This window comes from Rhodococcus sp. BP-332 (assembly GCF_019836065.1).
GTDB lineage: Bacteria > Actinomycetota > Actinomycetes > Mycobacteriales > Mycobacteriaceae > Rhodococcoides.
Genome location: NZ_JABUEC010000002.1, coordinates 597,553 through 621,594 on the forward strand (window position 1 = coordinate 597,553; position 24,042 = coordinate 621,594).

Genomic DNA, 24,042 nt, shown 5'->3' on the forward strand with positions numbered 1-24,042 from the left:
GAGAGGAACATCCTCTCAGCGCAGCGCCGTCTCCACCCGCTCGGCCACCCGGTCACCGCACTCCACAGCCTGCTCGAAGAGATCGTCGACGACCAGTCGTCCGAGCACCAGACCGTCGGCGACCACTTCGTCGAGGGTGAACTGCGAGATGCCGCCCGCCGCGAGATCCAGCACGGTGCGGACCGGCGTGGTCATGCGGAAGGCACCGGAGAGCTCGATGTCCGCGCCCGTCAGGCGTCCCCGATGGATCGCGAGGCGCTGGTCGTGCGCTCGGGCCGTCCCACTGACCCGGACGTGGACGAACTGCGGGTGCAGGCTGCCCATGCCGTGCAGCTCGGCCGCGCTCTGGTGGGAGATCACCGCGGTGGCGCCCAGCCACACGCACCACTTCGAGTACTCCTCGAGATCGTGGCTCGGCCAGTCCGACAACCGCAGCAGATCGGTCTCGACCCGCGTCCAGGATCCGTCGGCGACGTGCGCCTCGATCTCGCACGGCAGATACCCGGCATCGAGCGCGTGAGCTGCGGTGAAGTACCCGTCCTGTTCGGCGACCACGCCGTCCAGACGTTCCGCCACATCGTCGCCCGCCATGCTCGAAGAGCCTACGTGGTTGTGTCACGCGTCACAGAGAAATGGCGCTGTCGCCGTGCACCCGATCGGCCGGTCCACAGAGGAACCTCAGAGATGTCGTCCACACTGTCTCTCATGACTCACGACACCGCACCCAGACGACGCTCCCGGGTGCCTCTCATCGCCGGAGTGCTGGTCATCGTCGTCATCGCGGCACTCGTCGGCGGCGAGTTCTATGCCCGCAACCGCGTCGAGAACTGCCTCACGACCCAGTTCGAGAGCGAACTCGGCTCACAGATCGACGTCGACCTCGGCCTGCAGCCCGTCCTGTTCTCCCTCGCGACCGAGAAGTTCTCGTCCGTCGACATCTCGAGCGACGACACGAAGTTCGGGCCCGCACAGGACATGCAGGTCCAGGCGACCGTGAACGACGTCGACCTCACCTCCACGGACACCACGTCCGGTCAGATCGGCAGCAGTTCGGCCGACGTCACGTGGTCGACCGGCGGCATCCTCGCGACCCTGCAGGAGCAGGGCGTCGGCAGCGTCGTGTCCGGTGTGACCAGCGATCCCGCCGCCGGAACGCTGAAGTTCGCCATCGTCGGTGGACTGGCGGAACTCACCGTGAAGCCCGTGGTGCAGGGCGACACGATCGAGGTCCAGACCACGGACGCGTCGATCCTCGGCATCGGCATTCCCACCGACCTCGCGGACAGCGTCGTCTCGGTGCTCACGGACAGCCTGCAGGCGTACCCGCTCGGCATGACGCCGGACGCCCTCGAGGTGACCGACACCGGGATCCACATGACCCTCAGCGGCGGCCAGTACACGATTCCCGCCGCGCAGGGCGGTCAGCAGCAGGTCACCTGCTAGTCGGCGAAGCCGTCCAACACGCTGCGGGTCCCGGACAGGCCCAGTCGGGTGGCGCCGGCCTCGATCATCGCTCGGGCGGTGTCCGCATCGCGGATGCCGCCCGACGCCTTGACACCCAGGCGGCCACCGACGGTGCGGGCCATCAGACTCACGGCCTCCGTCGACGCTCCACCCGCGGGATGGAACCCCGTGGACGTCTTGACGAAGTTCGCGCCGGCCCGCTCCGCCGCCCGGCAGCACTCGATCACCGCGCGCTCCCCGTCCGCCGACGCGAGCAGCGCCGCCGACTCGATGATCACCTTCAGGACGGCGTTCTCGCCCATCGCCTCCCGGACGGTGATGATGTCCGCCAGGACGGCGTTGAAGTCACCCTCCACCGCGGCGCCGACGTCGATCACCATGTCGACCTCGCGCGCCCCGTGCTGCACCGCCAGACGCGCCTCCGAACCCTTGATCAACGAGTGGTGCTTTCCGGACGGGAACCCCGCCACCGCGGCGACCACCAGGTCACCCGTGTCACGAACCGGGAGCATCGACGGCGACACGCAGACCGCGAGGACGCCCAGATCCTTCGCCTCCGCGACGAGCGCCCGGACGTCGGCGACCGTCGCCTCGGGCTTGAGCAGAGTGTGATCGACCATGCGGGCGACGTCGGTGCGCGTGAGGGTTGTCATGCGCTCCACCTTTCCAGACGGAGGCCGGTCGGGATCGGTCAGGAAGGGAGGGGTGTCAGTGAGACAATGGCGCCCATGCCGCCCGAATCTCCACGTTCCGACTCTCGCCGCTACGTCCTCACCCTGGGCTGCCCCGACCGCACGGGCATCGTCGCGCGCATCTCGACCTTCCTGGCCGATCTCGGGGGCTCGATCGTCGAGGCCGCCTATCACGCCGACGCGGACAGTGGCTGGTTCTTCACCCGTCAGGCCGTCGCGGCCTCGTCGATCGACATCGGAGTCGACGAGCTGCGCGCACGGTTCGCGGCGGTCGCCGCGGAGATCGGCCCGGAATCCGAGTGGTCGCTGCACGATTCCGGAGAGCGCAAGAAGGTCGTGCTCCTGGTGAGCAAGGAGGGACACTGCCTCCACGATCTGCTCGGGCGCGCCGCCGGCGGAGAACTGCCGGCGACCATCGAAGCGGTCATCGGCAACCACCCCGATCTCGAATCCGTCACGCGCGCACACGGTGTGCAGTTCCACCATGTTCCGTTCCCCGAGGACCCCAGCGAGCGCGGGCCCTCCTTCGACGCGCTCCGCGACCTCGTCGACGGCTACTCCCCCGACGCGGTGGTGCTGGCGCGCTTCATGCAGGTGCTGCCGGAGTCGTTGTGCGAGCACTGGTCCGGGCGCGCGATCAACATCCACCACAGCTTCCTGCCGTCGTTCGTCGGCGCCCGGCCGTATCACCAGGCGTTCGCACGAGGGGTCAAGCTCATCGGCGCGACGTGCCACTTCGTCACCGCCGAGCTCGATGCCGGACCCATCATCGAGCAGGACGTCATCCGCATCGACCATGCGGACGCGGTCGCCGACATGGTCCGTCAGGGCCGGGACATCGAGAAGATGGTGCTCGCGCGCGGACTGCGCTGGCACCTCGAGGACCGTGTGCTGGTGCACGGCCGCAAGACCGTGGTGTTCGACTAGACGGCCGGTCGTATCAGGCAGCTGGGGTTCGACCCACCACAACGGTCTCGTTGTAGACGAACAGCTTTCCCACCGGACGCGGGAACGGGAACGAGGCGGACGTCGTGCGCTCGATGCCGGCGGCAGCGCAGAGGGCGAGCAGGTCGGCGGCGTCCAACCAGCTCGTGTGCGTCGGGTCGCTGGCGAACCCGACTTCCTGTGGGCACACGATCATGACGACGGAGTCCGGCTGCAGACACGGCAGGTACTCCGTCAGCACCTCACCCTCCGCGCCCGGCGGCAGGTGCTCGAGCAGGTGGGCCATGAGCATGCCGTCGAAGCCCGTGTCGCCGAGGGCGTGGAACTCCTCGGGTGTGTACGCGGTCATGCCCTGCGAGCGGCAGAACTCGACGGACGCGACGTTGTGATCGACACCGACGCTGCCCGCGGGAAGGTTGCGCAGATTCCGGCCGATGCCGCAGCCGACGTCGAGAACGCGCCGCCCAGCGAGATGGCGTCGGATGTTCCACTGGTACGGAGCCTGCACGCGCAGAACGCGTTTCCACCGCGCACCCTGCAGCTCGCGCAGCCGCTCGGTGTAGGCGTCCCCTCTGGTGTCGTCGCTCATGCCGGCAGCTCCGCGAGGCGGACCAGCTCGGCGTCGAACTCCGCGATCGATTCCACCGAGCTCATGTGTCCGACACCGTCGAGTTCGAGGAACCGGCCCAGCACTCCGGCGCGGGAGAGTTGGTCGGCGAGTTTGCGGGCGTGCACCGGCGGCGTCAGGCGGTCGCGAGTACCGACGATCACCGACGTCGGGACGTCGATGTTCTCCAGCGCGTCGTGAATGTCCAACGCGGACAGCGCCGATCCCCACATACCCCGCGTTCGAGGGGAGCACTCGCGCACGATGCGTTCGCAGAACGCCACCTGCGCCGGAGTGGACTCGGCGCCCATCGTCACGTACTTCAGAGCACGAGCGGAGAACGGACTCGACGGGATGGGCAGTGCCGATCCGAGCACGCTCGACGCCACCCGCGCCGGCACCTGCGCGACACCGGGTGGCAACGGGATGACAGTGGTCTCGCGGACCAGACTGTCGGTGGCCGTGTTGGCCAGCAGTATCGCCTTCACGTAGTGGCGCACCTGCGCGGGATACTGTGCCGCCCAACTCATCACGGACATACCGCCCATGCTGTGTCCGGCGACGACAGCCTTGGCGTCCGAGTCGACCGTCGCGTCGAGCACCGCGGCGAGATCGTCCCCCAGGACGTCGGCACCGAGTGGCCGGGTCCCCACCTCACTGGCTCCGTGCCCGCGCTGGTCGTACACGACGACGCGGTACCGTCCGGCGAGGTCGTTGATCTGCGGCGCCCAGAAGTCGGCGGAGCAGGTCCATCCGTGACTGAGGACGATCGGGGCGGCGTCCGGGTCGCCGTACTCGCGCACGTGCAGCGCGGCACCGTCCTCGGCGACGACCGTGCGCACCCGTGGGGTGAGCTCCGGACGCGCCAGCAGTACATCGGTGTCCGCCATCCGCGCCGAGGGCGGTGACGCCCGTCGAGTCGCCCGAATCGAGGCTGCACCGGCCACCGCGACCGCGGCCACGGCAGCGGTCACCACTGCACCACGAGTGTTCATCGGTCTCCTGTCCTGCTGCTCGAGCTGGTGCTCGCGCCGTTGCCGTCACTGTCGTCGGTGTCCGCCGTGGCGGCGTCGCCGCTGTCCTCCGTGGCGGCGTCGCCGCTGAGCGCCGTGGCGGCGTCGCCGCTGAGCGCCTTCTCCATCGCGTGCACGATCTCGGCGTCCATGGTCTCGGAGAAGAGCGCCTGCACGGCACGGCTGGCCAGCGGACGCAGGGTGGTGATGAGGTCCGCCATGGCCGAGAGCTCGCTGGGGTCGAGCGTGAACGGATCGGCGCCGCCCGGAACGAACCTGTCGACGACCAGACGCACGAACTGCTGGGACACGCTCGTCAGGTCCTGGTGGACGCGCTCGGTGCGGGACAGGATGTCCGGCAGCGCGAGACCCGCGTCGAACAGCACCTTGGCCGCGCGGACCAGGGCGGGGTTCTCGATGCGGTAGCCGTCCCCGTCGCGGGAGAAGACGTCGAGCGCTTCCGCACGCGTCAGATCGTCGTCGCTGATCCGTCCGTCGAACATGGTGTCGATCTCGTCGCGGGTCAGCCGCGCCGGGTGGTCGACGTTGGCGGCGCCGTCGGGATCCTCGGTGCCCAGGACGTCCTCGACGCGGAGTCCGTACTGCGCCGCGGTGAGGAGTTCGCTGATGGTGACGAAGGTGTAGCCACGGTCGAGCATGCGCGAGATCATCTGCAGCCGAGCGAGGTGCGACTCGTCGTACCAGCCCGTCCGACCCACCTTGCGCGGGGGCGGCAGCAGACCGCGGTCCTGATAGACGCGCACGTTGCGGACGCTCACGCCGGCTTCCCTGGCGAGGTCGTCGATCCGGTACTCGGTCAGGCCGACTCGGCGGAGATCCCGGGGATCACGCGAGCGAGCATCGTCGAGTGGGGAGTCCGGCACCCTCAGACCTTAACCCTGCCGCCCTCTCGCACCAGTACCTATTGATTTTCGATAGATCCTGACCGATACTCGATGCATGATCACGGAAAGACGCGTCGTCGCGACACTCAGGGTGTTCCTCGCCGGCCTGTTCGCCCTGCTCGTCCTGTTCCAGGTCATGTCGCTGCCGGGACAGTTCGCGCACATGGCCCGCGAGAACCCGGAATCCGCGTACCTCCGATGGCCCCTCACCGCGCTCACCATCTTCTGGGTGGTGTGCGTGCAGATCGTCGTCATCGCCACCTGGAAGCTGCTCACTCTCGTCCGCCGGGATCGCATCTTCTCCGGTGCCGCGTTCGTGTGGGTCGACGCGATCGTCCGCGCGATCGTGGCCGCCGGTGTGTCGCTCGGTGTCGTGTTCCTCGTCGTCGGGTTCCGCGCGGACGATCCGGGGCCCGTGCTCCTGCTGTTTCTGCTCTGCATGATCGTCGGCGTCGCCGCACTGCTGATGATGGTCATGCGTGCCCTGCTGCGGAAGGCGACCGACCTGCGCGCCGACCTCGAGGGCGTCATCTGATGCCCATCGTCGTCCGCATCGACGTGGAGCTGGCCAAGCGCAAGATGAGCGTCGGCGAGTTCGCCGAGCGCGTCGGACTGACCCCCGCCAACGTCGCCGTACTCAAGAACGGGCGGGCCCGCGCGGTGCGGTTCAGCACCCTGGAGACCATGTGCCGGGTGCTGGAGTGCCAGCCGGGTGACCTGCTCGAATGGGTGGACGACGAGACATGATGCGGGTCCCCTAACTTATCGGTACGGCCCGGCGAACACGATCGCGCCGGGTGCCCTACACTTCCGTCATGGTCGACCGCATCGGAACTCGTCTACCCACATCCGGAGGCATCACTCCCGTCCGGCTGTTCACGCTGCTCGGCCCCGCGTTCGTCGCCGCCATCGCCTACGTCGACCCGGGCAACGTCGCCGCGAATCTCACCGCGGGCGCGCGCTACGGCTACCTCCTCGTGTGGGTACTCGTGGCCGCCAATGCGATGGCGGTACTGATCCAGTACCTCTCGGCCAAGCTGGGCCTGGTCTCCGGACGATCACTGCCGGAGATGCTCGGCGACCGCATGCGTCCCTGGCCCCGCCGGGCGTTCTGGGTGCAGGCCGAGGCCGTGGCGATCGCGACGGACCTCGCCGAGGTGATCGGCGGCGCCATCGCGCTCAACCTCCTGTTCGGCGTTCCGCTCTTCGTCGGCGGTCTCATCACCGGCGTCGTGTCGATGGTGATCCTGGCCGTCCAGTCACGGCGGGGTCAGCGCACCTTCGAGTTCGTCGTCATCGGCATGCTCGCCATCATCACGATCGGCTTCCTCACCGGCCTGCTGTTCACCGACATCGACGCGGGCGGTGTCGCCGGCGGTCTCGTACCGGGGTTCGACGGCTCCGGATCGGTCCTGCTCGCGGCCAGCATGCTGGGCGCGACGGTCATGCCGCACGCCATCTACCTGCACTCCGCGCTCGCCCGCGACCGCCACGGCGTCGAGAAGGACTCCGGCAAGCTCGACCGCCTGCTGCGCGCGACCAAGTGGGACGTCACGTTCGCGCTCATCATCGCCGGCAGCGTCAACATCGGCATGCTGCTGCTCGCCGCATCGGCGTTCCGCGGCGAGGAGGGCACCGACACCATCGACGGCGCGCACGCGGCCATCGAGAACAATCTCGGGCCCGCGGTCGCCGCGATCTTCGCCGTCGGCCTGCTCGCCTCGGGTCTCGCGTCGACCTCGGTGGGCTGCGCCGCCGGTGCCGAGATCATGAAGGGACTGCTGCAGAAGCGGATCCCGATCCAGGTGCGCCGCGTCGTCACGTTGATTCCCGCGCTGGTGGTCCTGGGTATCGGCGTCGATCCGACGCTGGCGCTGGTGCTGAGTCAGGTGGTGCTGAGCCTGTGCATTCCGTTCGCGCTGATCCCGCTGGTGCGCATGACCTCCAGCAGCGCGGTGATGGGCGCCCGCATCAACTCACGGACCACCGTGGTCCTCGCCGTCGTCACCACCGGCCTGATCGTGGCGCTCAACGCGGCACTGCTCTGGCTCACGGTCACCGGCCAGGGGTAGCTACCAGCGCGGTCCGCGCTGGATGTCGTCGACCTTGGGCCGCACGTCCACGAGGTACACACCGATGGCGACGACGGCGATGATGCCGACGAAGCCCACCACCGGGAAGACGAGCAGGATCAGCAACGCGACCGCGAGAATGGCCACCCACCCCGGCTTGTTCAGCTTGTCCGCGGCGGTGAAGGCGTCGGGGCGCTGGCGGATGGCGTGGAAGAGCGCGAACGCCACACCCACCAGAGCGATGAGTTGCAGGATGTTCATGATCGCGCTGGTCGCGCTGTACGCCATGGGCATGCGGTCATCCTAAACGACACCGACCCCCGCGCTTCGTCAGCGCGGGGGTCGGAATTGTCGCGATCGACTAGCTGGTCGACTTCTTGGCCGGAGCCTTCTTGGCCGGGGTGGTCTTCTTGGCGGGGGCGGGAGTCGAGGCCTTGGCCGGGGTGGCCTTGGCGGGAGCCGACTTCGTGGCCGGGGTCTTCTTGATGGGCGAGCCCGCGTTGTTGCGCGTCTTGCCCTCGACCGTGCCGGCTGCACCCGAGGCGCGATCCGACGCCTTCTGGCCTGCGGTCTTCGCCTTCTGGCCGAGCTCGTCGATCTTCTCGCTCAGCTCGTCGGCAGCCTCGTCGACATTGTCGACGGCGTCCTCGGCGCCTTCCTTGATCGCGTCGGTGGCCTCGTCGGCACCTTCCTGCACACGATCGGACGCGCGGCCCGCGAGGGCTGCGGCGCGCTCACCGACGGCGCGGGTCTGCGAGGCGACGGTGCCGAGGGTCTGCTCGGTGAGGTCGACAGCGTCGTTGGCGACGGCGTTGGCGCGCTCGAGACCGTCCTCGACCGCCGGGTTCTTGCGGATGCGCTCGACCGTCTCCTCGCCGCGCTCGGCGAGTGCGGTGTAGAGGTCCGACGCCACCTTGAGGTAGGCCTCGGCGACCTTACGGAGCTCCTCGGGGGTGAAACGCTCGCGGAGATCGGCGATCTCGTCCGGCAGCTCCTGCGGCAGCGCGTTCAGGCGTCCGCGGAGCGTCTCGACGCTCTCGGTGACGTCTTCCTGCAGGTCGGCGAGGCGGGCGCGGGCGGTGTCGACGCGGTCGTTGACGTCGGCCTGCGTGCTCTCGGCGCGGTGGCGGACCTGGGCGACGACGTCGGCCACGGCCTGGACCACGGCATCACCGGCGCCGACGGCGGCGAACAGCGGGGTCTTGACGGTGTCGAACTTCGGGTCGGTCATGTGTGATCTCCTGATGTCGTTTCGTGGTTGATCTCTGATCGCAGCGTGGGGGTGCCGGTCTCGTTCTCGCGGCGGAACGAGTAGTAGATCTCGAGGAGCACCTGCTTCTGACGCTCCGTGATGGAGTCGTCACCGTGCACCGCGTCGATGATGGGACTGTGCGGCCGTTCCTCGAGCAGACCGGCTTGCACGTACAGGACCTCCGAGGACACACGAAGACCCTTGGCGATCTGACTCAGAACCTCTGCCGACGGCTTGCGCAGGCCCCGCTCGATCTGGCTGAGGTAGGGGTTGCTGACGCCGGCGGAGAGTGCGAGTTGCCGCAGGGACACCTGGGCCGACTCTCGCTGTGCCCGAATGAAACTCCCGATGTCCTGTGTCGCCGTGCTGACGACGCGGGCGGCGAGATCTCCGGCTGCCGACACCACTGTGGTGTCGTCGCCTTCCTTCTCCTCGGATGCCATCTCGAACACTCCTGACTCATGTCGAATGCGCCTCGCCAACGACGATAACCAAGGGTGCTAGCAATTGCAAGCACTGTGCTAGCACCCACACCCGAGGGCACGCGGTGGTGGTGTCGACCAGCCACACACCCTGCTCGGCGCTGCGCACCCCGACCAGTCGGCGGTAAGGGGTGGGCACCTCACGCACCCCGTGTACGGCCGCGGCGGCTACCCGAACAACAGGTGCGAGATCGAGTAGATCGCCAGACCCGCGAGCGAGCCGACCACCGTGCCGTTGATGCGGATGAACTGCAGGTCCCGTCCCACCTGCAGCTCGATCTTGCGGCTGGCCTCGTCGGCGTCCCATCGGGCGACGGTGTCGGTGATGACGGTGGTGATCTCGTCGGTGTAGTTCTCGACGATGTAGCGCACGCCGGCCATCAGCCAGCCGTCCGCCTTGCCGCGCATCGCGTCGTCGTCGCGCAGGCGGAGCCCGAACTTCTGCACGTTCTCGCTGATCTTGGCGCGCAGGGTGCTCTTCGGGTCGTCCACCGAGTCGACGATGAGCCGCTTGGCCACCTTCCACGATGCCGCCGCAAGGCCGGTGACCTCGTCGCGGCCCATGATCTCCGACTTGATCGACTCGGCCTTGGCGATAGTGTCGGGGTCGTTCTGCAGGTCGTCGGCGAAGTCGGTGAGGAACTTGTCGGCCGCGAGCCGCAACTCGTGCTGCGGGTTCGACCGGACCTTCCACGTGAACTCCACGAGTTCGCGGTGGATGCGTTCTCCGAGAAGCACATCGACGAACTTCGGCGACCAGGACGGAGAGTCCCTCGACACGATCCGGTCGATGGTCGGCAGGCTGTTCTGGGCCCATTCGTGTGCGCGCTCGGCGAGCAGGTCGATCAGTGGTTTCTGCCGGTTGTCCTCGAGCAGCGAGCCCAGGACGCGTCCGATCGGCGGCCCCCACTGCGGATCACCGAGGCGCTTGACGATGGTGTTGTCGATGACCTGCTGGATGTCCTCGTCGTCGAGCACGTCGAGGAAGCCGCGCAGCACGGTCGCCGTCTCCTCCGCGACACGGTCGGCGTGGGCCGGGTCGGCGAGCCAGGTGCCGAGGCGCAGCGGGATGCGCGCGGACTCGACCTTCTGCGACACGACGTCGACGGCGAGGAAGTTCTGCCCGACGAACGATCCGAGGCTGGTGCCGAGCTGGTCCTTCTTCCGCTTGATGATCGCGGTGTGCGGGATCTTCAGACCCATGGGGTGCTTGAAGAGAGCGGTGACGGCGAACCAGTCGGCGAGCGCGCCGACCATGCCCGCCTCCGACGCCGCCCGGACGAAACCGACCCAGCCGCCGGCGCCGCGGGACTCCTGCCACCGGCAGAAGAGATAGACGATGGAGGCGAACACCAGGAAGCCGGTGGCGACGATCTTCATCTTGCGGAGGTCGCGTCGTTTGACGTCCTCGTCGAATGTCATGAGCTGCACCGACTCCATTGTGCAGGGTCGGCGCGCGACTCGTGCCCCGACCGGCGACGACGTCTCGCCCGGACGCGGGTCCGACGGCGCCGGGCACTACTGTTGGAGTGGGCGACGTGACATGCGCCGCCGCACACGAGTGCGCCAGAAGCGCAGTCGGACATCGGGACGGAGTACACGCGCGTGGCGAGCAGATCGGCAGCGAGGAAGAGCGACGGGGACACCGCCGACCAGGACGCCGACGAGACCGGGGCCCGGAAGACCGGGCGAACCCGTTCCGCCAGGGCCGAGACGGTGAAGCCGGATTCCGACGACACCGCGACCGACGCCCGCACGGACAAGCCGGACGGCCGCAAGCGACGCTGGCGCGAGCACAAGATCGCCCGTCGCGAGGAACTGGTGGACGGCACTCTCGCCGCCATCCGGCTGCGCGGCCGCAACATCGGCATGGACGAGATCGCCACCGAGATCGGTATCTCGAAGACCGTCCTGTACCGCTACTTCCACGACAAGAACGATCTGACCAACGCGACGCTCGAGCGGTATGTGGAGACGACTCTCGCACCGCGGATCTACGACGCGATCAGCGTCGAGCTCGACGAGTACAACCTCACCCGCCAGGTGGTCGCCGCGTACGTGGAGACCGTCGCGGACGACCCCGAGGTCTACCTGTACGCGATGTCGAACAGCTCGGGGCCGAACCGCGACGTGGTCGCCGAGTCGGAGCGCATGATCGCCGAACTGCTGGCGACGGTGCTCGGTGAGCGCCTGCGCCGGATGGAGATGGACTCGGGCGGCTCGCTGCCCTGGTCGTACGGGATCGTGGGCGGCGTCCAGTTGGCCACGCACTGGTGGATCTCGAACCGGTCGATGTCGGCAGCGGACCTCATCGACTACCTCACCATGATGGTGTGGGGCGGCATCCACGGTGTCGCGGAAGCGGGCGGTTCGCCCTCACGCTTCAACGCGGTCGACCACCCACTCGTCGACGAGTAGAGGCGCCTAGCGGTCGTGCTCGTCGTCGAGCGGGACGTCGCGACTCTGCTCGAGCAGGTCCGCGTCGGAGGCGTCGTACATCACGGCGACCGTGGGCGTGACCGCGTCGGTGTCGTCGTCCTGCACCGTGTCCTGCTCCTGCTCGAGAGCGTCCTCGACGGGAAGTTCCGGGCTCGTGAAATCGGGCATCTGTCGTTCCCTCCCTCGGTGAGTCTGCGTGGGCCGTTCCGAGGTTACCGGCGCTCGACCGGAACCAACACCACGGCCATACCGGCCATCCCGATCATGAGGACACCGACCAGGGCTCCCAGGGCGAAGGAGTTCACCGCGGCCGCCACGAAGGCCGCCATCCCGGCGCACAGGGCGACCATCAGGACGATTCCCGCCGTGGTGTGCTCGAAGAGGCAGGTCATCACGGGTGCCTCGGCGGCATCGCCGGCGGTGTCGGGCACGACCGCTCCGGCCGCGTCCACTGTCGGTGTGCTCACTGGTGTTCCCCTCTCCCGCGTCACCTCTCGGTGAACGCAGCGGTGCCTCGATCGGACGTGCTCACCATCCGGTCGAAGGGCAGATACCCGCGCCCGGGCCGATCCAACCCGCCGAGGGTGTGCCGTTTCCCACCACCGGGTGCCGGGTAGATCGGGACAGCCGCATCGCGTCCCGCGACACGGCGAGAACGAGAGAGGTTCACGATGACTGACACTCCGAACACCGACTCCGGGTCGGCCCGCCGCACCGTGGCGTTCCTCGCGACGGACGGTGTCGAGCAGATCGAGCTCACCGCTCCCCGCGAGGCACTCGATCAGGCCGGAGCGACCACGGTGCTGCTCTCGCTGACCCACGGTGAGATCCAGGCCTTCGAGAACGACACCGAACCCGCCGACACCTTCGCCGTCGACCAGTTGGTCGCCGAGGCCTCCGTCGACGACTTCGACGCGCTGGTCCTGCCGGGTGGAACGACCAACCCCGACACGCTGCGCCTCGACACCGACGCGGTGTCGTTCGTCCGCGACTTCGTGAACTCCGGCAAACCGGTGGGGGTGATCTGCCACGGCCCGTGGACGCTCGTCGAGGCCGACGTCGTACGCGGTCGCACGCTGACCTCGTACCCGAGCGTGCGTACCGACATCAGGAACGCCGGCGGCACGGTGGTGGACGAGGAGGTCGTCGTGGACGGCAACCTGATCTCCAGCCGCAACCCGGACGACATCCCCGCGTTCTGCGAGGCCGTGGTCCAGGCCGTCACCGCTCTCGACGCGGCCGAGTGAGCCGGGGTCAGCCGTTCGACTCGTCGGCCGGCTGATCCTGCGCGGGCGGCGGGAATCCGCCGGTCGCGATCGGTCCCCACGTGTCGATGGCGATGCGGATGATCGACTTGCCCTGCGTCACCATCGCCTGCCGGTACTCGTCCCAGTCGGGGTGCTCGCCCGCGATCGCCCGGTAGTAGTCCACGAGCGGCTCGACGGAGTCGGGCAGGTCGATGACCTCCGCGGTGCCGTCGATCTGCACGTAGGGGCCGTTCCAGTCGTCGGAGTGGATGCAGAGCGTGACGGCCGAGGACCGACGGATGTTCACGGTCTTCGCGCGCTGCGGGTACGTCGAGACGACGATGCGCCCCTGCGCGTCGAGCCCGCAGGTCACGGGTGAGATCTGCAGTCCACCGGACTGCTTCGTGGTGACCAGGGTGGCGTGATGCCGCTCGGCGACGAAGCGATGCAGGGCATCGAGATCGACTCGGTCGGCTGTTGCGTACGTCGGTGCCATGATTCGAGGGTAGGTGCTCGCCCGCCGGGGGCTAGAATCGGTGCCGACAGACGACACTCGGTCCGGACTCACCGGCCACGCGGTTCCGGGGGTGCCGCGGTCGACCTTCCGCCCTCAGGACAGACCGTGACCGTTCCACCTCGTCCCCCCTCGATCGCACCGCCGCCCTCCGCGCTCTCCACCTTCGACGCCGCGGGCGCGGCCGTCGTCGCGTATCTCGACAGCATCGTTCCCGCGACGGCCTGGGCCGTCTCGCGCGTCGTCGACGACAAGCAGATCTTCCTGCGCACCAACACCAACGGCCTGGGGATCGACACCGGCCTCGTCGTGGGGTGGAACGAGTCGCTGTGCCATTCGATGACCGAGGGCGAGATCCCGTCCGTCGTGGAGGACCTCGACGACGCGGGCATCCCGCGCATCGGCGTTCCCGGGCACGACCCGGTCCGGTCGTACATCGGTGTGCCCATCCGGCGGGCGGACGGCTCGCTGTTCGGCACGATGTGCGGTTTCGGCTCGCGGCCGATCAGCGGGCCGCTGCCCGCCGGCATGACCGCGCTGCTCGATCTTCTGTCCGGGCTGCTCACCACAGTGTTCGAGACCGACCACGCCCGCGCGGTCGCGGAGCGGTCCGCCGAACTGGCTCGGCGCGAGGCGGAGACCGACCCTCTCACCGGACTCTTCAACAGGCGGGGATGGAACCGGGTGCTCGAGCCCGAGGACGCGCGCTGGACTCGCTTCGCCGACCCCGGCGCCGTGGTGGTCGTCGACCTCGACGGGATGAAGCAGGTGAACGACCGGCACGGCCATGCCGCGGGAGATCGGGTGATCCGACGCGCCGCCGAACTGCTGCGGGCGTGGGCTCACGAGTCGGACGTCGTGGCCCGTCTCGGCGGCGACGAGTTCGGAGTCCTGGTGTTCGACCGCGACGCCACCGACGTCGACGGCATGCTCACGGCCCTGGAGTCCTCCGCCCACGCGGCGGACGTGCCGATGTCGGTCGGCTGGAGCACGGTCACCGAGGCCGGCAGCATCACCGCGTCGTGGTCGCTCGCGGACGAGAACATGTACGTGTCGAAGCGTCGGTCACCGAGCAGGTCCGGCATCGACATTCATCCGACCCCCGGACGCCACCAGGGCGGTCACGTCGCCCGGCGGTAGTGGTCGCGCCATCAGGTAGCCCTGGGCGTAGCCGCATCCGCACCGGACGAGGCTGTCGAGTTGGGCCGTGGTCTCCACACCCTCGCCCACCACGTCGAGACCGAACGCGTCGGCCACCGACACGACGGCGCGGATGACCGCCTCCGACTGCTCGGTCGGCAGGTCGGCGACGAAAGATCGATCGATCTTGATGGCGTCGAGAATCGGGAAGCGCGTCAGGTAGTCCAGCGAGCTGTGGCCGACACCGAAGTCGTCCAGCAGGATCTTGATGCCCATCCGGTGCAGCTCGTCGAGGTTGTTCTTCACAGCGGACGTGTCCTCGAGCCACAGGGTCTCGGTGATCTCGATGCCCAGCAGATCCGGGGCGAGACCGGTGCGCTCGAGCGTGTCGGCGAGGGACGACGCGAACGTGCGCTGACGAAGCTGCAGCGGACTGACGTTGACGCGAAGTTCCACCGGATCACCGGTCTGCCAGCGCGCGGCCTCGGTGCACGCCCGGCGCAGCACCCAGCTGCCGAGCGGCCCGATCAGGCCCGCGCGTTCGGCGGCGGGAACGAACTCGTCGGGCCCGACGACGCCGAGACTCGACGTGGTCCACCGCGCGAGCGCCTCGACCCCGGTCATGCGTCCGGATCGGATGTCGAACACGGGCTGGTACGCCACGTCGAGGTCGTCGTTCTCGATCGCGGACCGGAGCTCCGAGGCGATGGTCAAGCGCCGCAACGCTTCTCCGCCCTGCACCTTGTCGTACAGCTCGTAGCTCCCCGGACCCTCCTTCTTCGCGCCGCCCATGGCGACGTCCGCCTGGCGGACCATCTCCGCGGCGGTGTGCTCGCCGTACCCGACCGAGATGCCCATGCAGGCGGTGACGGTCGTCGTCCGGTTCCCGATGGTGAGCGGACGGCGGAACATGGCCAGCACACCCTGGGCGACGCCGATGGCGTCGAAGGTGCTGCGCAGGCCCGGGCACACGAGCAGGAACTCGTCGCCGCCGAAGCGGGCGACGGTGTCGGAGGGCCTGACGGTGCGCGTGAGCATCGGCGCCACCGCCGTGAGCACCGCGTCCCCCGCGCCGTGGCCGAAGCTGTCGTTGATGGTGCGGAAGTCGTGGAGGTCCACCAGGATCACTGCGGTGAGCGTGCCGTCCTCGCGCGAGACTCCGAGCGCGGAATCGATGCGTTGGTACGCGAGCGTGCGATTCGCCAACTGCGTCAGCGGGTCGTGCAGGCTGCGGTACCGCAGCTCGCGTTCGAGGTCGGACCGGCGCACGGCGGACGCCAGCACCGCGGCCACCGTGACGACGAAGGACAGCGTGTCGGCCGACGGCGTGTGCGGCTCGGTGCGATAGACGACGAGGACACCCCACGTGCCGTCGCCCCCGCGGACGGGAGCCGCGATACCGCTGCGGAGGTCGTGGTCCTCCAGCAGGGTGACGTCGAAGCGGGTCTCGTCGCGGGTGTCCGCGCACACGATCACCTCCTCGCGCTCGAGCGCGTAGCCGGCCAGCGTCGCGGTGCCCGAGGGCAGGGTCTCCTCGTCCTGCGGCTCGAAGGTGGCCGCGTGGACGGCCAGGCGGTCCGCACCGCGTCGGCGGAACACCACGGCGTGCGTGGCACCGACGAGATCCACGATGGACTGCAGAGCGGTGACCACGAGGTCGTCGAAGGATCCGGTGAGCGCCGCACGGTTGAGCCCGGCAACGATGCGCTGCTCGCGCGCTCGGCGGCGGACGGCGGTGAGGGCGTCGACGAGCTCCTCCTCGCGCTCCTGCCGCTCGGAGCCGTCCACGAGTGTCGCGACCACGACCTCGTGGCCGTCGGTGGGTCCGAGTACCCACGCGGACACCAGGATCGGTCGGGCCGGAGTTCCCACCGCGATCCGACCGGTCCAGGCTCCCGTGGCGTTCAGCTCGGCGAGAATGAGGTCGAGTGTCGAGGCCGCCGTGTCCGCGACGAGGTCTCGCGCGGACGGGTTCTCGTGGGCCGGGAACTCGAGGATGGTGCGGGCGGCGGCGTTGGCGTACCGCACGGAGGTGTTGCGATCGAAGACCACGACACCGTCCTGGGACGACTCGGAGATCGCCGTCAGCGCTGCCAGAACGGTGCGCCTGTCGCCGGCGTCGCCCGAGTCCGAACCACCAGAGTTCAGGCCACCCGAGTTCAGGCTTCCCGTCACCACGTCTCCGCCCCCAGACCCGTTTCCGCCCCCAGCAACACCTCGCGATTGTTCCACCTTCGACGCACTCTGCCCGTTCTTTGCCCGCTTTTCCTCTCGGGGACCGGTACCTGCCCGCGTCACGCTCCGTCCGACGACGCCCAGTCCAGCAACCGGTCGACCGGCCAGGTGGTGACGATACGGTCAGGCGGAACGCCCACCGCGGTGGCACGTGCACAACCGTGGCCGAGCCAGTCCAGTTGGCCGGGGGCGTGCGCGTCGGTGTCGATGCTGAACAGGCAGCCGATCTCCAGGGCGAGCTCCATCAACCGCTCCGGCGGGTCCTGGCGCTCGGGACGCGCGTTGATCTCCACCGCGGTCCCGTGGTCACGGCACGCCTCGAACACGGCACGGGCGTCGAACGTCGACTCGGGGCGGGTGCCGCGTCCGCCCTCGACGAGACGGCCGGTGCAGTGGCCGAGAACGTCGACCTGCGGGTTCGTCACCGCGGCGATCATGCGCGCCGTCATCGTGGCGCTGTCCGCGCGCAGGTGGGAGTGGACGCTCGCGACGACGATGTCGAGGTCGTCGAGCAGCTCCGGCTCCTGGTCCAGCGACCCGTCGTCGAGGATGTCGACCTCGATGCCGGTCAGCACCCGCATCGGCCGCCCGCCGTCGGTCTCGAAGCGTCGCTGCACCTCGTCCATGACCTCGAGCTGGGCGCGCAGTCGGTCGGCGGAGAGCCCGTGGGCGACGGTCAGACGCGGTGAATGGTCGGTGAGCACCCAGTACTCGTGCCCGATCCTGCGCGCGGTCTCCGCCATCTCCTCGATCGGACTTCCCCCGTCCGACCAGTCGGAGTGCGTGTGCAGATCCCCGCGCAGAGCTGTTCGCAGTTCCTCGCCGCCGACACCGATGGGCTGTGCCTCGGCGCGCAGTTGCAGGAGGTACTCGGGAACCTCGCCGGCCGCGGCCGCCGCGGCGACCGCGGAGGTCTTCGGACCGATGCCGCGCAGGGTGGTCCAGCCGTCGGTGCGAGCGAGCTCGGCCATCCTGTCGGCGTCCAGTGCGGCCAGGACGTCGGCGGCGGTGCGGTAGGCCTTGACCCGGCGCGTCTCGGCCCGCGACCGCTCGAGCCAGAACGCCACCTCTCGCAGTGCGGCAACAGGTTCCATGCCGTCAGAGCCTACGGCCCCGGACATGACACTGCCCCTGCCACCGGGAACCGGCGACAGGGGCAGGGGGGAGCGACGACCCGGACGAACCGGATCACGCCGAGTTTCGGTGCAGGGTGGTCAGCGGACCACGCGTGCGGTGGGCTCCCACCGAGCGGCACCCATGACGCGGGTGACCGCGTCGCCGACCACGAGGGTCAGGTGGGAACCGTTCGCCGCGCTGCGGTCGTCGAGACCCGCCACGACGGAAAGTGCTGCGGTGCCGAAGAAGTCGACTCCGGACAAATCGAGCACGATGCTTCGTCCCGCCTCGACGTCGTTGCTCACGACGTCCGAGAAAGTGGACGAGTTGGACAGGTCCACACTGCCGGTGACGCGGTACGTGGTCTCCGAGTCGGTGCGCACGACGGAGATGAGTCCGCCGAGCATGACGACGTCGTCGCCGAGAGTGGTGGTGGTGGATGCGTGTGAAGTCGAAACAGTCATGATTCTCCAAATGCCGATCTAGCTGGAGAAGCAGAGCAATGGTGCTGCAGGTGAAAGAACCCGTCCGCGACTGCAGAATGAGTGGCGGTTGGTGGAAAGGAGTCCGAGCGACCATCGACGGTGCTTCGTACGTCGGCTGCTGACTCAACCTGTCTATGAACCTACGCTACCCGGAGCGGTCTGCCAACCACTTCGGTGAGGATCCTGGTGAACATCGAGCGACGCCGCGGGAGACGCCGCCGGTACGGTGCACGTTTTGCGACGACGGGCCCCGGGTAATCTCGACCGGTCGAACACGTACGAGGTTCGTCTGAACCGACACGCGACACGAAGAAGTGGGAGACCTCATGACACGGGCCATCACGACGGAGCCGAACACGGAGGGGGCCGACGCCACCATCGAACTCGGTGTCCACGCCGACGCGAGCCAGCTGTCGGTCACTCGCGCCGTGGCCGCGACACTCGCCGCCCAGGACGACTTCGATCTGGACAGCATCGCCGACATCCGGCTCGCCATCGACGAGTCCTGCAGCCGCCTCATCGTGCGTGCCACCCCGGGTGCCCGCATGGTGTGCCGTTTCCTCACCGCGGACGACGCCCTCCACGTGTCGGTGACGACGACGACCGAGGCCGGCGCCGATCTGGACGCCAGCGGTTTCGGCTGGCACGTTCTCAACGCCCTGACCGACTCCGTGTCGACGTCGCAGTCCGAGGACGAGCACGGTGTCGTCTCGACCACCATCGAGTTCACCAAGAGCAAGCACGGCTGGGACGAGTGACGACAAGCGAACGCAAGCCGAAGTCACGGCGCTCGGCGGACGAGTACGCCGACGTCGCCGAGCGCTTCACCCGCATCCGCACGCTGCCCGAGGGCGATCCCCTGCGAGGCAAGCTGCGCGACGAGCTGGTGACGCGGTGCCTGCCCCTCGCCGAACACATCGCCCGCCGATTCGACGGCCGCGGTGAGGCGCACGACGATCTGGTGCAGGTCGCCCGCGTCGGGCTGGTCAACGCGGTCGATCGCTTCGACGTCGAACGCGGATCCGATTTCGTGTCCTTCGCGGTACCCACGATCATGGGCGAGGTACGCCGACACTTCCGTGACGCGGGATGGGCCGTCCGCGTCCCTCGGCGCATGAAGGAACTGCACCTGCAGCTCTCCCGTGCCATCGCGGATCTGTCGCAGACGCAGGGGCGGTCACCGACCGTCTCCGAGTTGGCCGAGTATCTCGACCTGGACCGCGACGAGGTCGCGATGGGGCTCACCGCCGGCAACGCCTACCAGACACTCTCGGTCGACAGTGCTTCCAGCGGAAGCGATTCCGAGGGCCTGTCGTTGGCGGACACCCTCGGCGACTACGACAAGGAGATGGAGAACGTCGAGAACCACGAGGCTCTCCGTCCCCTGCTCGAGAAGCTCCCCGAGCGTGAGCGCAACGTGCTGCTGCTGCGCTTCTTCGGAAACATGACGCAGACGCAGATCGCCGAGAAGATGGGGATCTCGCAGATGCACGTCTCGCGTCTCCTCGCCCGGACACTCGCCCAACTCCGCGAGGAACTGCACTAGAGAAGCGGGGCGTACGCCTACGCTCGCGGGATGAGCAGCTCACCGTCGCCCGGCTTCACCACGAATCTGCCCGCGGCCCTGGCCGCGTCGGACACGTCGTGGTCGACGGTGGACGCCGCGTCGACGCCCGGTTTCGATCGCGACAAGGACGCCGGCAAGGAGTTGATGTCGGCGCGCGGCAAGATCCTGTCGGAACTTCAGGAGCGTCTGTACGCCTGCGGCAAGAGCGGAGACCACCGGTCGGTCCTGCTCGTGCTGCAGGGGATGGACACCTCGGGCAAGGGCGGCATGGTCCGGCACGTGCTCGGCATGGTCGAGCCCCAGGGTGTCGATCACGCGACCTTCGGCACCCCGACGGAGGAGGAGCGGGCGCACCCGTTCCTGTGGCGCGTGGAGAAGAAGCTGCCGCGACCGGGCCAGATCGGGGTCTTCGACCGGTCCCACTACGAGGACGTCCTCATCGTCCGTGTGAACGAACTCGCTCCTCCCAGCGTGTGGCGCACGCGCTACGACGAGATCAACGACTTCGAGCGCCGCGTGGTCGAGAGCGGCACCACCATCGTCAAGGTGGCCATGGCGCTGTCGTGGGAGCAGCAGGGCAAGCGTCTCGCTCGTCGACTGCGCCGGCCGGACAAGTACTGGAAGTACGACCCGAGCGACATCGAGGCGCGCGAGAAGTGGGTCGCCTACCAGGAGGCGTACCAGGCGGTCCTGGATCGCACCGACACGGAGTGGGCGCCCTGGTACGTGGTGCCGTCCGATCACAAGTGGTACAGCCGCCTCGCCGTCACGGAGCTGCTGACGGGAGCACTGACGTCGTTGGACCTGCAGTGGCCGCCCGCGGACTTCGACGTGGAGCACGAGAAGCAGCGTCTGGCGTCCCTGCCGCGGCCGTGAACGCCGACGGGCGCCGACCGCGAGGTCGGCGCCCGAAGGTGGTGTTCGCAGCTGTGGCGCTGCGCCTGTGAATCAGAGGGTGGCGGTGTCGATCACGAAGCGGTAGCGCACGTCCGACTTGACGACGCGGTCGTACGCCTCGTTGATCTGGTCGCCGGAGATGACCTCGATCTCGGCGCCGATGTGGTGCTCGGCGCAGAAGTCCAGCATCTCCTGGGTCTCGGCGATGCCGCCGACCATGGAGCCCGCGAACGAACGACGGTTCGCCAGCAGGTTGAAGGCCGGGACCTCGAGGGGCTTCTCGGGAACGCCCAACTCGACGAGCGTGCCGTTACGGGCGAGCAGGCCGAGGTAGTCGCCCATCGGCAGGTTCGCGGAGACGGTGTTGAGGATGAGGTCGAACTTGCCGCGCAGGTCCTTCAGCGCGGTGGTGTCCTTCGTGGCGTAGTACTCGTCGGCTCCGAGTCGCTTGCCGTCCTCCTCCTTGCTCAGCGTCTGGCTGAGCACGGTGACGTGAGCGCCGAGCGCGTGGGCGATCTTGACGCCGACGTGGCCCAGTCCGCCCATGCCGATGATGGCGACCTTCTTGTCGGGGCCCGCGCCCCAGTGCTTCAGCGGCGAGTAGAGGGTGATGCCGGCGCACAGCAGCGGCGCGGCGACGTCGAGCTCGACGCCCTCGGGGATGCCCAGCACGAACTTCTCGGTGACGACGATCTGCGTCGAGTAGCCACCGTGGGTGAACTCACCCTCGTAGGTCTTCGAGTTGTACGTCTGGACGACGCCCTTGGTGCAGTACTGCTCATCGCCGTCCTTGCAGGCCTCACAGGTGCCACAGGAGTCGACGAAGCAGCCGACGCCGACGCGATCGCCGACCTTGCGGCTGGTGACGTCGGAACCGACCTCGGCGACGATGCCGGCGATCTCGTGGCCGGGGACGACGGGGTACGTGGTGCCGCCCCACTCGTTGCGGGCGGTGTGGATGTCCGAGTGGCAGATACCGGCGAACTTGACGTCGATCAGGATGTCGTTCGGACCGAGCTCTCGTCGCTCGATGGTGGTCTTCTCGAGCGGTGCGTCGGGTGCGGTGGCGGCGTATGCGGTTGCTGTGGACATGTACACATGTCTACCCGTGCATCGTTGACTCGTAAACCATGTCCGGTTCGTCCCCGGCGACGGATCAGCGAGCGGTGGCCATCCGGTACCCGAGGAAGCCGAGGTACCCCGCGAGCGCGACGAGACCGACCTTGCGCGTGGCCGGGACGGCGATGGCGGTGCCGATGACGAGCTCCGACGCACCGTTGCGGTAGGTCCACGTACGAGTGTCCTTCGGGAACGCCGGCTCGGTGATCGAGCGGAAGGCGTCGGGCGCCACGAAGTGCGCGGCACCTGTTGCAGCGAGACCGATTCCAGCGATGGTGGGCACCGTGATCGAAGCCATGACGTGACGTCCTCCCCTGTACGCGAACGGGTCCGACCGGACCCCGTCGGTCACAGTAGCAACGTCCGCACCGCCGTGGGCGTGGTCGCGCTAGCGTGGTCGGTATGGCCGAGACACCCGCGGTACGGCGCACCCGAGAACTGCTCCGAACGGGTGTCGACGCGTCGTCGCCGATGCGCGGAGTGCTCGACGTCCGGGTGACGGATTCCACAGCGCGAGAGGCGTCCCCCGCCTCCGCATCGTCCGTCGCCGGGCGCCTGATGACCTTCTCCCCCCTCGCGGCCGTCTACGAACGCGCGTGGCGGCCTCTGTTCCGCCTGTGGATGGGCGCCGGCGGGCCCTCCATGGAGGAGCAGCGGGCCTACGCGGTGCGTGACCTCGGGCTCGTGTCCCCCGACGTGTCGGTCGTCCTGGACGTCGCGTGCGGGCCCGGCAACTTCTCGCGATCGCTGGCCGAGGCCATGCTCAGCGGAGCGCACGGTCGGCCTCTCGTGACCGGGCTCGACGTGTCGGAGCCTCTCGTGATCGGCCTGGACGCGTCGGAGCCGATGATCGCCCGCGCGTCGGCGGACACCGACGACGACGAGCACGTCGCCTACCTGCTCGGGGACGCGCGAGAGCTCCCGTTCGAGGACGACGCCGTGGACGCGGTGTGCTGCTACGCCGCGCTGTACCTGGTGCCGGAGCCGTACCGGGTCCTCGACGAGATGATCCGGGTGCTGCGACCGGGCGGACGCATCGCGCTCATGACGACGGTACGTCGCGGCCCACAGCCGGTCGGGGTGGTCACCGCCGCGGCAGCGAGCACCGTGGGACTGGAGATGTTCCGACGCGACGACATCACCGACGTCCTACGGGAACGCGGGGTCGAGCATGTGGAGCAGCGCATCCACGGCGCAGCCCAGTTCGTCACCGGGCGGCTGAGCCGCAGCGATCAGGACGTGCCGGTGTCGGCTCCGTAGTCCGAGACCAACCACTCGTCGCCGGTGTGCTCGACGGTCACCGTCAGAAGCGTCGGCACGGCACCGGGTTCGGGCTGCTGCAGGTTCTGCGTGGTCTGGGTCGCGAAGACCGACACCGTGTAGGTGTCGCCCTCCTGCGCCGTGACCGTCGCTGCGTTCACCCGACCCGACGCCACCACCTGCGAGTCGGTCATGATCTGCGTGAGCACTTCGCGCACACCGTCGAAGCGCTCACGCAGGGCATCGGTGGTGCCCTCCTCGACGCCCCCGAAGAAGCCGTCGATGTCCGTGTGGTCGTAGGTCAACGACCGCTCCGTGTACGACCGCGCCGTGTTCTCGGCGGTGGCGCGGTCGGCATCGGCTCCGCGTTCCGCGGCCAGGGCGGAGTGGGCGGACTGCCACTGCACCCCTGCCACCACGGCAGCGACCGTCGCGAGCACGGCGACCACGGTGGCGACGATCGCCACGATGCGCGTCCGGGACGACACCGCGGGCACCGCAGTGTCCGGCGCCGCGTCGTCCTCGGTCGAGGTGGTGTCGAGTTCTGTTGTCATGATGGCCTTCTCGTCGTCCGTCTGATGCAGGAGGGGT

General features: G+C 68.6%; 30 protein-coding genes. 12 read left to right on the forward strand and 18 right to left on the reverse strand.

From position 1 onward, the window contains the following. Positions 1-15: 15 nt before the first annotated feature. Positions 16-591, reverse strand: coding sequence for a hypothetical protein (locus HQ314_RS08435; protein ID WP_222646260.1), 576 nt, complete (start codon positions 589-591; stop codon positions 16-18). 114 nt (positions 592-705) lie between these two features. Between HQ314_RS08435 and HQ314_RS08440 the strand changes: the two genes are divergently transcribed. After that, positions 706-1,443 carry a DUF2993 domain-containing protein gene (locus HQ314_RS08440; RefSeq protein ID WP_222649811.1) on the forward strand — a complete coding sequence of 246 codons (738 nt, stop codon included), beginning with the start codon at positions 706-708 and terminating at the stop codon, positions 1,441-1,443. Here HQ314_RS08440 and deoC read toward each other — a convergent pair. Then, positions 1,440-2,117: a deoxyribose-phosphate aldolase gene (gene deoC, locus HQ314_RS08445; RefSeq protein ID WP_037186135.1), complete on the reverse strand. Its 678-nt coding sequence runs from the start codon at positions 2,115-2,117 to the stop codon at positions 1,440-1,442. The two genes, HQ314_RS08440 and deoC, sit on opposite strands and share 4 nt — an antisense overlap. Before the next feature lie 75 nt (positions 2,118-2,192). Here deoC and purU point away from each other — a divergent pair, with 75 nt between their 5' ends. Further along, positions 2,193-3,083, forward strand: a complete 891-nt coding sequence (gene purU, locus HQ314_RS08450; RefSeq protein WP_027506331.1) for a formyltetrahydrofolate deformylase — start codon at positions 2,193-2,195, stop codon at positions 3,081-3,083. Positions 3,084-3,096: 13 nt separating this feature from the next. Here purU and HQ314_RS08455 read toward each other — a convergent pair whose 3' ends face one another. The 3 genes from HQ314_RS08455 to HQ314_RS08465 are packed head-to-tail and all read right to left on the reverse strand — an operon-like array spanning position 3,097 to position 5,605. Continuing rightward, positions 3,097-3,690: a bifunctional 2-polyprenyl-6-hydroxyphenol methylase/3-demethylubiquinol 3-O-methyltransferase UbiG gene (locus HQ314_RS08455; protein ID WP_204869089.1), complete on the reverse strand. Its 594-nt coding sequence runs from the start codon at positions 3,688-3,690 to the stop codon at positions 3,097-3,099. Then, positions 3,687-4,703, reverse strand: a complete 1,017-nt coding sequence (locus tag HQ314_RS08460) for an alpha/beta fold hydrolase (protein ID WP_261769887.1) — start codon at positions 4,701-4,703, stop codon at positions 3,687-3,689. Before HQ314_RS08460 ends, HQ314_RS08455 begins: the two co-directional genes overlap by 4 nt. Then, positions 4,700-5,605, reverse strand: coding sequence for a MerR family transcriptional regulator (locus HQ314_RS08465; RefSeq protein ID WP_285184310.1), 906 nt, complete (start codon positions 5,603-5,605; stop codon positions 4,700-4,702). The genes HQ314_RS08460 and HQ314_RS08465 overlap by 4 nt, the downstream gene beginning before the upstream one ends. Before the next feature lie 76 nt (positions 5,606-5,681). Between HQ314_RS08465 and HQ314_RS08470 the strand changes: the two genes are divergently transcribed. The 3 genes from HQ314_RS08470 (at position 5,682) to HQ314_RS08480 (ending at position 7,698) form a co-directional block, all read left to right on the forward strand. Beyond that, positions 5,682-6,161, forward strand: coding sequence for a DUF2975 domain-containing protein (locus HQ314_RS08470; protein WP_204869090.1), 480 nt, complete (start codon positions 5,682-5,684; stop codon positions 6,159-6,161). After that, a complete protein-coding gene (locus HQ314_RS08475; protein WP_027506327.1) occupies positions 6,161-6,373 on the forward strand; it encodes a helix-turn-helix transcriptional regulator in 213 nt (70 codons plus the stop codon). The genes HQ314_RS08470 and HQ314_RS08475 overlap by 1 nt, the downstream gene beginning before the upstream one ends. A 68-nt stretch (positions 6,374-6,441) precedes the next feature. Continuing rightward, positions 6,442-7,698: an Nramp family divalent metal transporter gene (locus HQ314_RS08480; protein ID WP_222649812.1), complete on the forward strand. Its 1,257-nt coding sequence runs from the start codon at positions 6,442-6,444 to the stop codon at positions 7,696-7,698. Here HQ314_RS08480 and HQ314_RS08485 read toward each other — a convergent pair whose 3' ends face one another. The 4 genes from HQ314_RS08485 to HQ314_RS08500 form a co-directional block, all read right to left on the reverse strand. After that, positions 7,699-7,992, reverse strand: coding sequence for a DUF2516 family protein (locus HQ314_RS08485; RefSeq protein ID WP_027506325.1), 294 nt, complete (start codon positions 7,990-7,992; stop codon positions 7,699-7,701). A 67-nt stretch (positions 7,993-8,059) separates the two neighbouring features. Beyond that, positions 8,060-8,929: a heparin-binding hemagglutinin gene (locus HQ314_RS08490; protein WP_222649813.1), complete on the reverse strand. Its 870-nt coding sequence runs from the start codon at positions 8,927-8,929 to the stop codon at positions 8,060-8,062. Further along, positions 8,926-9,393: a helix-turn-helix domain-containing protein gene (locus tag HQ314_RS08495; protein ID WP_037186255.1), complete on the reverse strand. Its 468-nt coding sequence runs from the start codon at positions 9,391-9,393 to the stop codon at positions 8,926-8,928. Before HQ314_RS08495 ends, HQ314_RS08490 begins: the two co-directional genes overlap by 4 nt. Before the next feature lie 207 nt (positions 9,394-9,600). Next, entirely contained in the window at positions 9,601-10,872 is a 1,272-nt protein-coding gene (locus HQ314_RS08500) for a DUF445 domain-containing protein (protein WP_027506323.1), read from the reverse strand. 276 nt (positions 10,873-11,148) lie between these two features. Here HQ314_RS08500 and HQ314_RS08505 point away from each other — a divergent pair, with 276 nt between their 5' ends. After that, positions 11,149-11,850 (forward strand): TetR/AcrR family transcriptional regulator, encoded by a 702-nt coding sequence (locus HQ314_RS08505; protein ID WP_027506322.1) that lies wholly within the window; start codon positions 11,149-11,151, stop codon positions 11,848-11,850. A 6-nt stretch (positions 11,851-11,856) separates the two neighbouring features. Here HQ314_RS08505 and HQ314_RS08510 read toward each other — a convergent pair whose 3' ends face one another. Further along, positions 11,857-12,039, reverse strand: a complete 183-nt coding sequence (locus tag HQ314_RS08510; RefSeq protein WP_222649814.1) for a hypothetical protein — start codon at positions 12,037-12,039, stop codon at positions 11,857-11,859. Between the two features lie 44 nt (positions 12,040-12,083). Beyond that, the gene (locus tag HQ314_RS08515) at positions 12,084-12,338 is read right to left on the reverse strand and encodes a hypothetical protein (protein ID WP_155957058.1); all 255 of its coding nucleotides are present in this window, start codon (positions 12,336-12,338) and stop codon (positions 12,084-12,086) included. Positions 12,339-12,542: 204 nt separating this feature from the next. On the opposite strand from HQ314_RS08515, the gene HQ314_RS08520 reads away from it, so the two are divergent. Continuing rightward, on the forward strand, positions 12,543-13,118 hold the full coding sequence (locus HQ314_RS08520; protein ID WP_155957057.1) for a type 1 glutamine amidotransferase domain-containing protein: 576 nt from the start codon (positions 12,543-12,545) through the stop codon (positions 13,116-13,118). A gap of 7 nt (positions 13,119-13,125) precedes the next feature. Here the strand turns inward: HQ314_RS08520 and HQ314_RS08525 are convergent, their stop codons facing one another. Next, complete coding sequence (locus HQ314_RS08525; RefSeq protein WP_037186134.1) at positions 13,126-13,614, reverse strand: PPOX class F420-dependent oxidoreductase; 489 nt, start codon at positions 13,612-13,614, stop codon at positions 13,126-13,128. 126 nt (positions 13,615-13,740) lie between these two features. Here HQ314_RS08525 and HQ314_RS21710 point away from each other — a divergent pair, with 126 nt between their 5' ends. After that, complete coding sequence (locus tag HQ314_RS21710) at positions 13,741-14,772, forward strand: GGDEF domain-containing protein (protein WP_222646266.1); 1,032 nt, start codon at positions 13,741-13,743, stop codon at positions 14,770-14,772. On the opposite strand, the gene HQ314_RS08535 is transcribed toward HQ314_RS21710, so the two are convergent. From HQ314_RS08535 to HQ314_RS08545, 3 genes are all read right to left on the reverse strand, one after another. Beyond that, the gene (locus tag HQ314_RS08535) at positions 14,698-16,947 is read right to left on the reverse strand and encodes an EAL domain-containing protein (RefSeq protein ID WP_222649815.1); all 2,250 of its coding nucleotides are present in this window, start codon (positions 16,945-16,947) and stop codon (positions 14,698-14,700) included. The genes HQ314_RS21710 and HQ314_RS08535 overlap by 75 nt on opposite strands. Before the next feature lie 119 nt (positions 16,948-17,066). Beyond that, positions 17,067-18,101 carry a PHP domain-containing protein gene (locus tag HQ314_RS08540; protein ID WP_027506317.1) on the reverse strand — a complete coding sequence of 345 codons (1,035 nt, stop codon included), beginning with the start codon at positions 18,099-18,101 and terminating at the stop codon, positions 17,067-17,069. Between the two features lie 120 nt (positions 18,102-18,221). Beyond that, positions 18,222-18,587, reverse strand: coding sequence for an STAS domain-containing protein (locus HQ314_RS08545; RefSeq protein ID WP_037186133.1), 366 nt, complete (start codon positions 18,585-18,587; stop codon positions 18,222-18,224). A 347-nt stretch (positions 18,588-18,934) separates the two neighbouring features. On the opposite strand from HQ314_RS08545, the gene HQ314_RS08550 reads away from it, so the two are divergent. From HQ314_RS08550 to HQ314_RS08560, 3 genes are read left to right on the forward strand one after another with little or no spacing between them, the layout of a single operon-like run. Next, positions 18,935-19,366: an ATP-binding protein gene (locus tag HQ314_RS08550; protein WP_056442299.1), complete on the forward strand. Its 432-nt coding sequence runs from the start codon at positions 18,935-18,937 to the stop codon at positions 19,364-19,366. Then, positions 19,363-20,154 (forward strand): SigB/SigF/SigG family RNA polymerase sigma factor, encoded by a 792-nt coding sequence (locus tag HQ314_RS08555; protein ID WP_027506315.1) that lies wholly within the window; start codon positions 19,363-19,365, stop codon positions 20,152-20,154. Before HQ314_RS08550 ends, HQ314_RS08555 begins: the two co-directional genes overlap by 4 nt. A 30-nt stretch (positions 20,155-20,184) precedes the next feature. Then, positions 20,185-21,051 (forward strand): PPK2 family polyphosphate kinase, encoded by an 867-nt coding sequence (locus HQ314_RS08560; protein WP_222649816.1) that lies wholly within the window; start codon positions 20,185-20,187, stop codon positions 21,049-21,051. A gap of 72 nt (positions 21,052-21,123) precedes the next feature. On the opposite strand, the gene HQ314_RS08565 is transcribed toward HQ314_RS08560, so the two are convergent. Together HQ314_RS08565 and HQ314_RS08570 are read right to left on the reverse strand one after the other, a co-directional pair. After that, complete coding sequence (locus HQ314_RS08565) at positions 21,124-22,164, reverse strand: NAD(P)-dependent alcohol dehydrogenase (RefSeq protein ID WP_027506313.1); 1,041 nt, start codon at positions 22,162-22,164, stop codon at positions 21,124-21,126. Positions 22,165-22,228: 64 nt separating this feature from the next. Continuing rightward, a complete protein-coding gene (locus tag HQ314_RS08570; protein ID WP_027506312.1) occupies positions 22,229-22,489 on the reverse strand; it encodes a hypothetical protein in 261 nt (86 codons plus the stop codon). A gap of 104 nt (positions 22,490-22,593) precedes the next feature. On the opposite strand from HQ314_RS08570, the gene HQ314_RS08575 reads away from it, so the two are divergent. Then, complete coding sequence (locus HQ314_RS08575; protein ID WP_261781497.1) at positions 22,594-23,451, forward strand: class I SAM-dependent methyltransferase; 858 nt, start codon at positions 22,594-22,596, stop codon at positions 23,449-23,451. Here HQ314_RS08575 and HQ314_RS08580 read toward each other — a convergent pair. After that, positions 23,424-24,005, reverse strand: a complete 582-nt coding sequence (locus HQ314_RS08580; RefSeq protein WP_222649817.1) for a hypothetical protein — start codon at positions 24,003-24,005, stop codon at positions 23,424-23,426. The two genes, HQ314_RS08575 and HQ314_RS08580, sit on opposite strands and share 28 nt — an antisense overlap. Positions 24,006-24,042: the final 37 nt, after the last annotated feature.

Bases quoted from the DNA above. Each gene is read 5' to 3' on its own strand.
- HQ314_RS08565 (WP_027506313.1), bottom strand. From the start codon at position 22,164: ATGTCCACAGCAACCGCATACGCCGCCACCGCACCCGACGCACCGCTC.
- HQ314_RS08525 (WP_037186134.1), bottom strand. From the start codon at position 13,614: ATGGCACCGACGTACGCAACAGCCGACCGAGTCGATCTCGATGCCCTG.
- HQ314_RS08510 (WP_222649814.1), bottom strand. From the start codon at position 12,039: ATGCCCGATTTCACGAGCCCGGAACTTCCCGTCGAGGACGCTCTCGAG.
- deoC (WP_037186135.1), bottom strand. From the start codon at position 2,117: ATGACAACCCTCACGCGCACCGACGTCGCCCGCATGGTCGATCACACT.
- HQ314_RS08460 (WP_261769887.1), bottom strand. From the start codon at position 4,703: ATGAACACTCGTGGTGCAGTGGTGACCGCTGCCGTGGCCGCGGTCGCG.
- HQ314_RS08435 (WP_222646260.1), bottom strand. From the start codon at position 591: ATGGCGGGCGACGATGTGGCGGAACGTCTGGACGGCGTGGTCGCCGAA.
- HQ314_RS08490 (WP_222649813.1), bottom strand. From the start codon at position 8,929: ATGACCGACCCGAAGTTCGACACCGTCAAGACCCCGCTGTTCGCCGCC.
- HQ314_RS08520 (WP_155957057.1), top strand. From the start codon at position 12,543: ATGACTGACACTCCGAACACCGACTCCGGGTCGGCCCGCCGCACCGTG.
- HQ314_RS08545 (WP_037186133.1), bottom strand. From the start codon at position 18,587: ATGACTGTTTCGACTTCACACGCATCCACCACCACCACTCTCGGCGAC.
- HQ314_RS08575 (WP_261781497.1), top strand. From the start codon at position 22,594: ATGGCCGAGACACCCGCGGTACGGCGCACCCGAGAACTGCTCCGAACG.
- HQ314_RS08485 (WP_027506325.1), bottom strand. From the start codon at position 7,992: ATGCCCATGGCGTACAGCGCGACCAGCGCGATCATGAACATCCTGCAA.
- purU (WP_027506331.1), top strand. From the start codon at position 2,193: ATGCCGCCCGAATCTCCACGTTCCGACTCTCGCCGCTACGTCCTCACC.
- HQ314_RS08540 (WP_027506317.1), bottom strand. From the start codon at position 18,101: ATGGAACCTGTTGCCGCACTGCGAGAGGTGGCGTTCTGGCTCGAGCGG.
- HQ314_RS08495 (WP_037186255.1), bottom strand. From the start codon at position 9,393: ATGGCATCCGAGGAGAAGGAAGGCGACGACACCACAGTGGTGTCGGCA.
- HQ314_RS08500 (WP_027506323.1), bottom strand. From the start codon at position 10,872: ATGGAGTCGGTGCAGCTCATGACATTCGACGAGGACGTCAAACGACGC.
- HQ314_RS08550 (WP_056442299.1), top strand. From the start codon at position 18,935: ATGACACGGGCCATCACGACGGAGCCGAACACGGAGGGGGCCGACGCC.
- HQ314_RS08455 (WP_204869089.1), bottom strand. From the start codon at position 3,690: ATGAGCGACGACACCAGAGGGGACGCCTACACCGAGCGGCTGCGCGAG.
- HQ314_RS08480 (WP_222649812.1), top strand. From the start codon at position 6,442: ATGGTCGACCGCATCGGAACTCGTCTACCCACATCCGGAGGCATCACT.
- HQ314_RS08570 (WP_027506312.1), bottom strand. From the start codon at position 22,489: ATGGCTTCGATCACGGTGCCCACCATCGCTGGAATCGGTCTCGCTGCA.
- HQ314_RS08580 (WP_222649817.1), bottom strand. From the start codon at position 24,005: ATGACAACAGAACTCGACACCACCTCGACCGAGGACGACGCGGCGCCG.
- HQ314_RS08470 (WP_204869090.1), top strand. From the start codon at position 5,682: ATGATCACGGAAAGACGCGTCGTCGCGACACTCAGGGTGTTCCTCGCC.
- HQ314_RS08560 (WP_222649816.1), top strand. From the start codon at position 20,185: ATGAGCAGCTCACCGTCGCCCGGCTTCACCACGAATCTGCCCGCGGCC.
- HQ314_RS08475 (WP_027506327.1), top strand. From the start codon at position 6,161: ATGCCCATCGTCGTCCGCATCGACGTGGAGCTGGCCAAGCGCAAGATG.
- HQ314_RS08440 (WP_222649811.1), top strand. From the start codon at position 706: ATGACTCACGACACCGCACCCAGACGACGCTCCCGGGTGCCTCTCATC.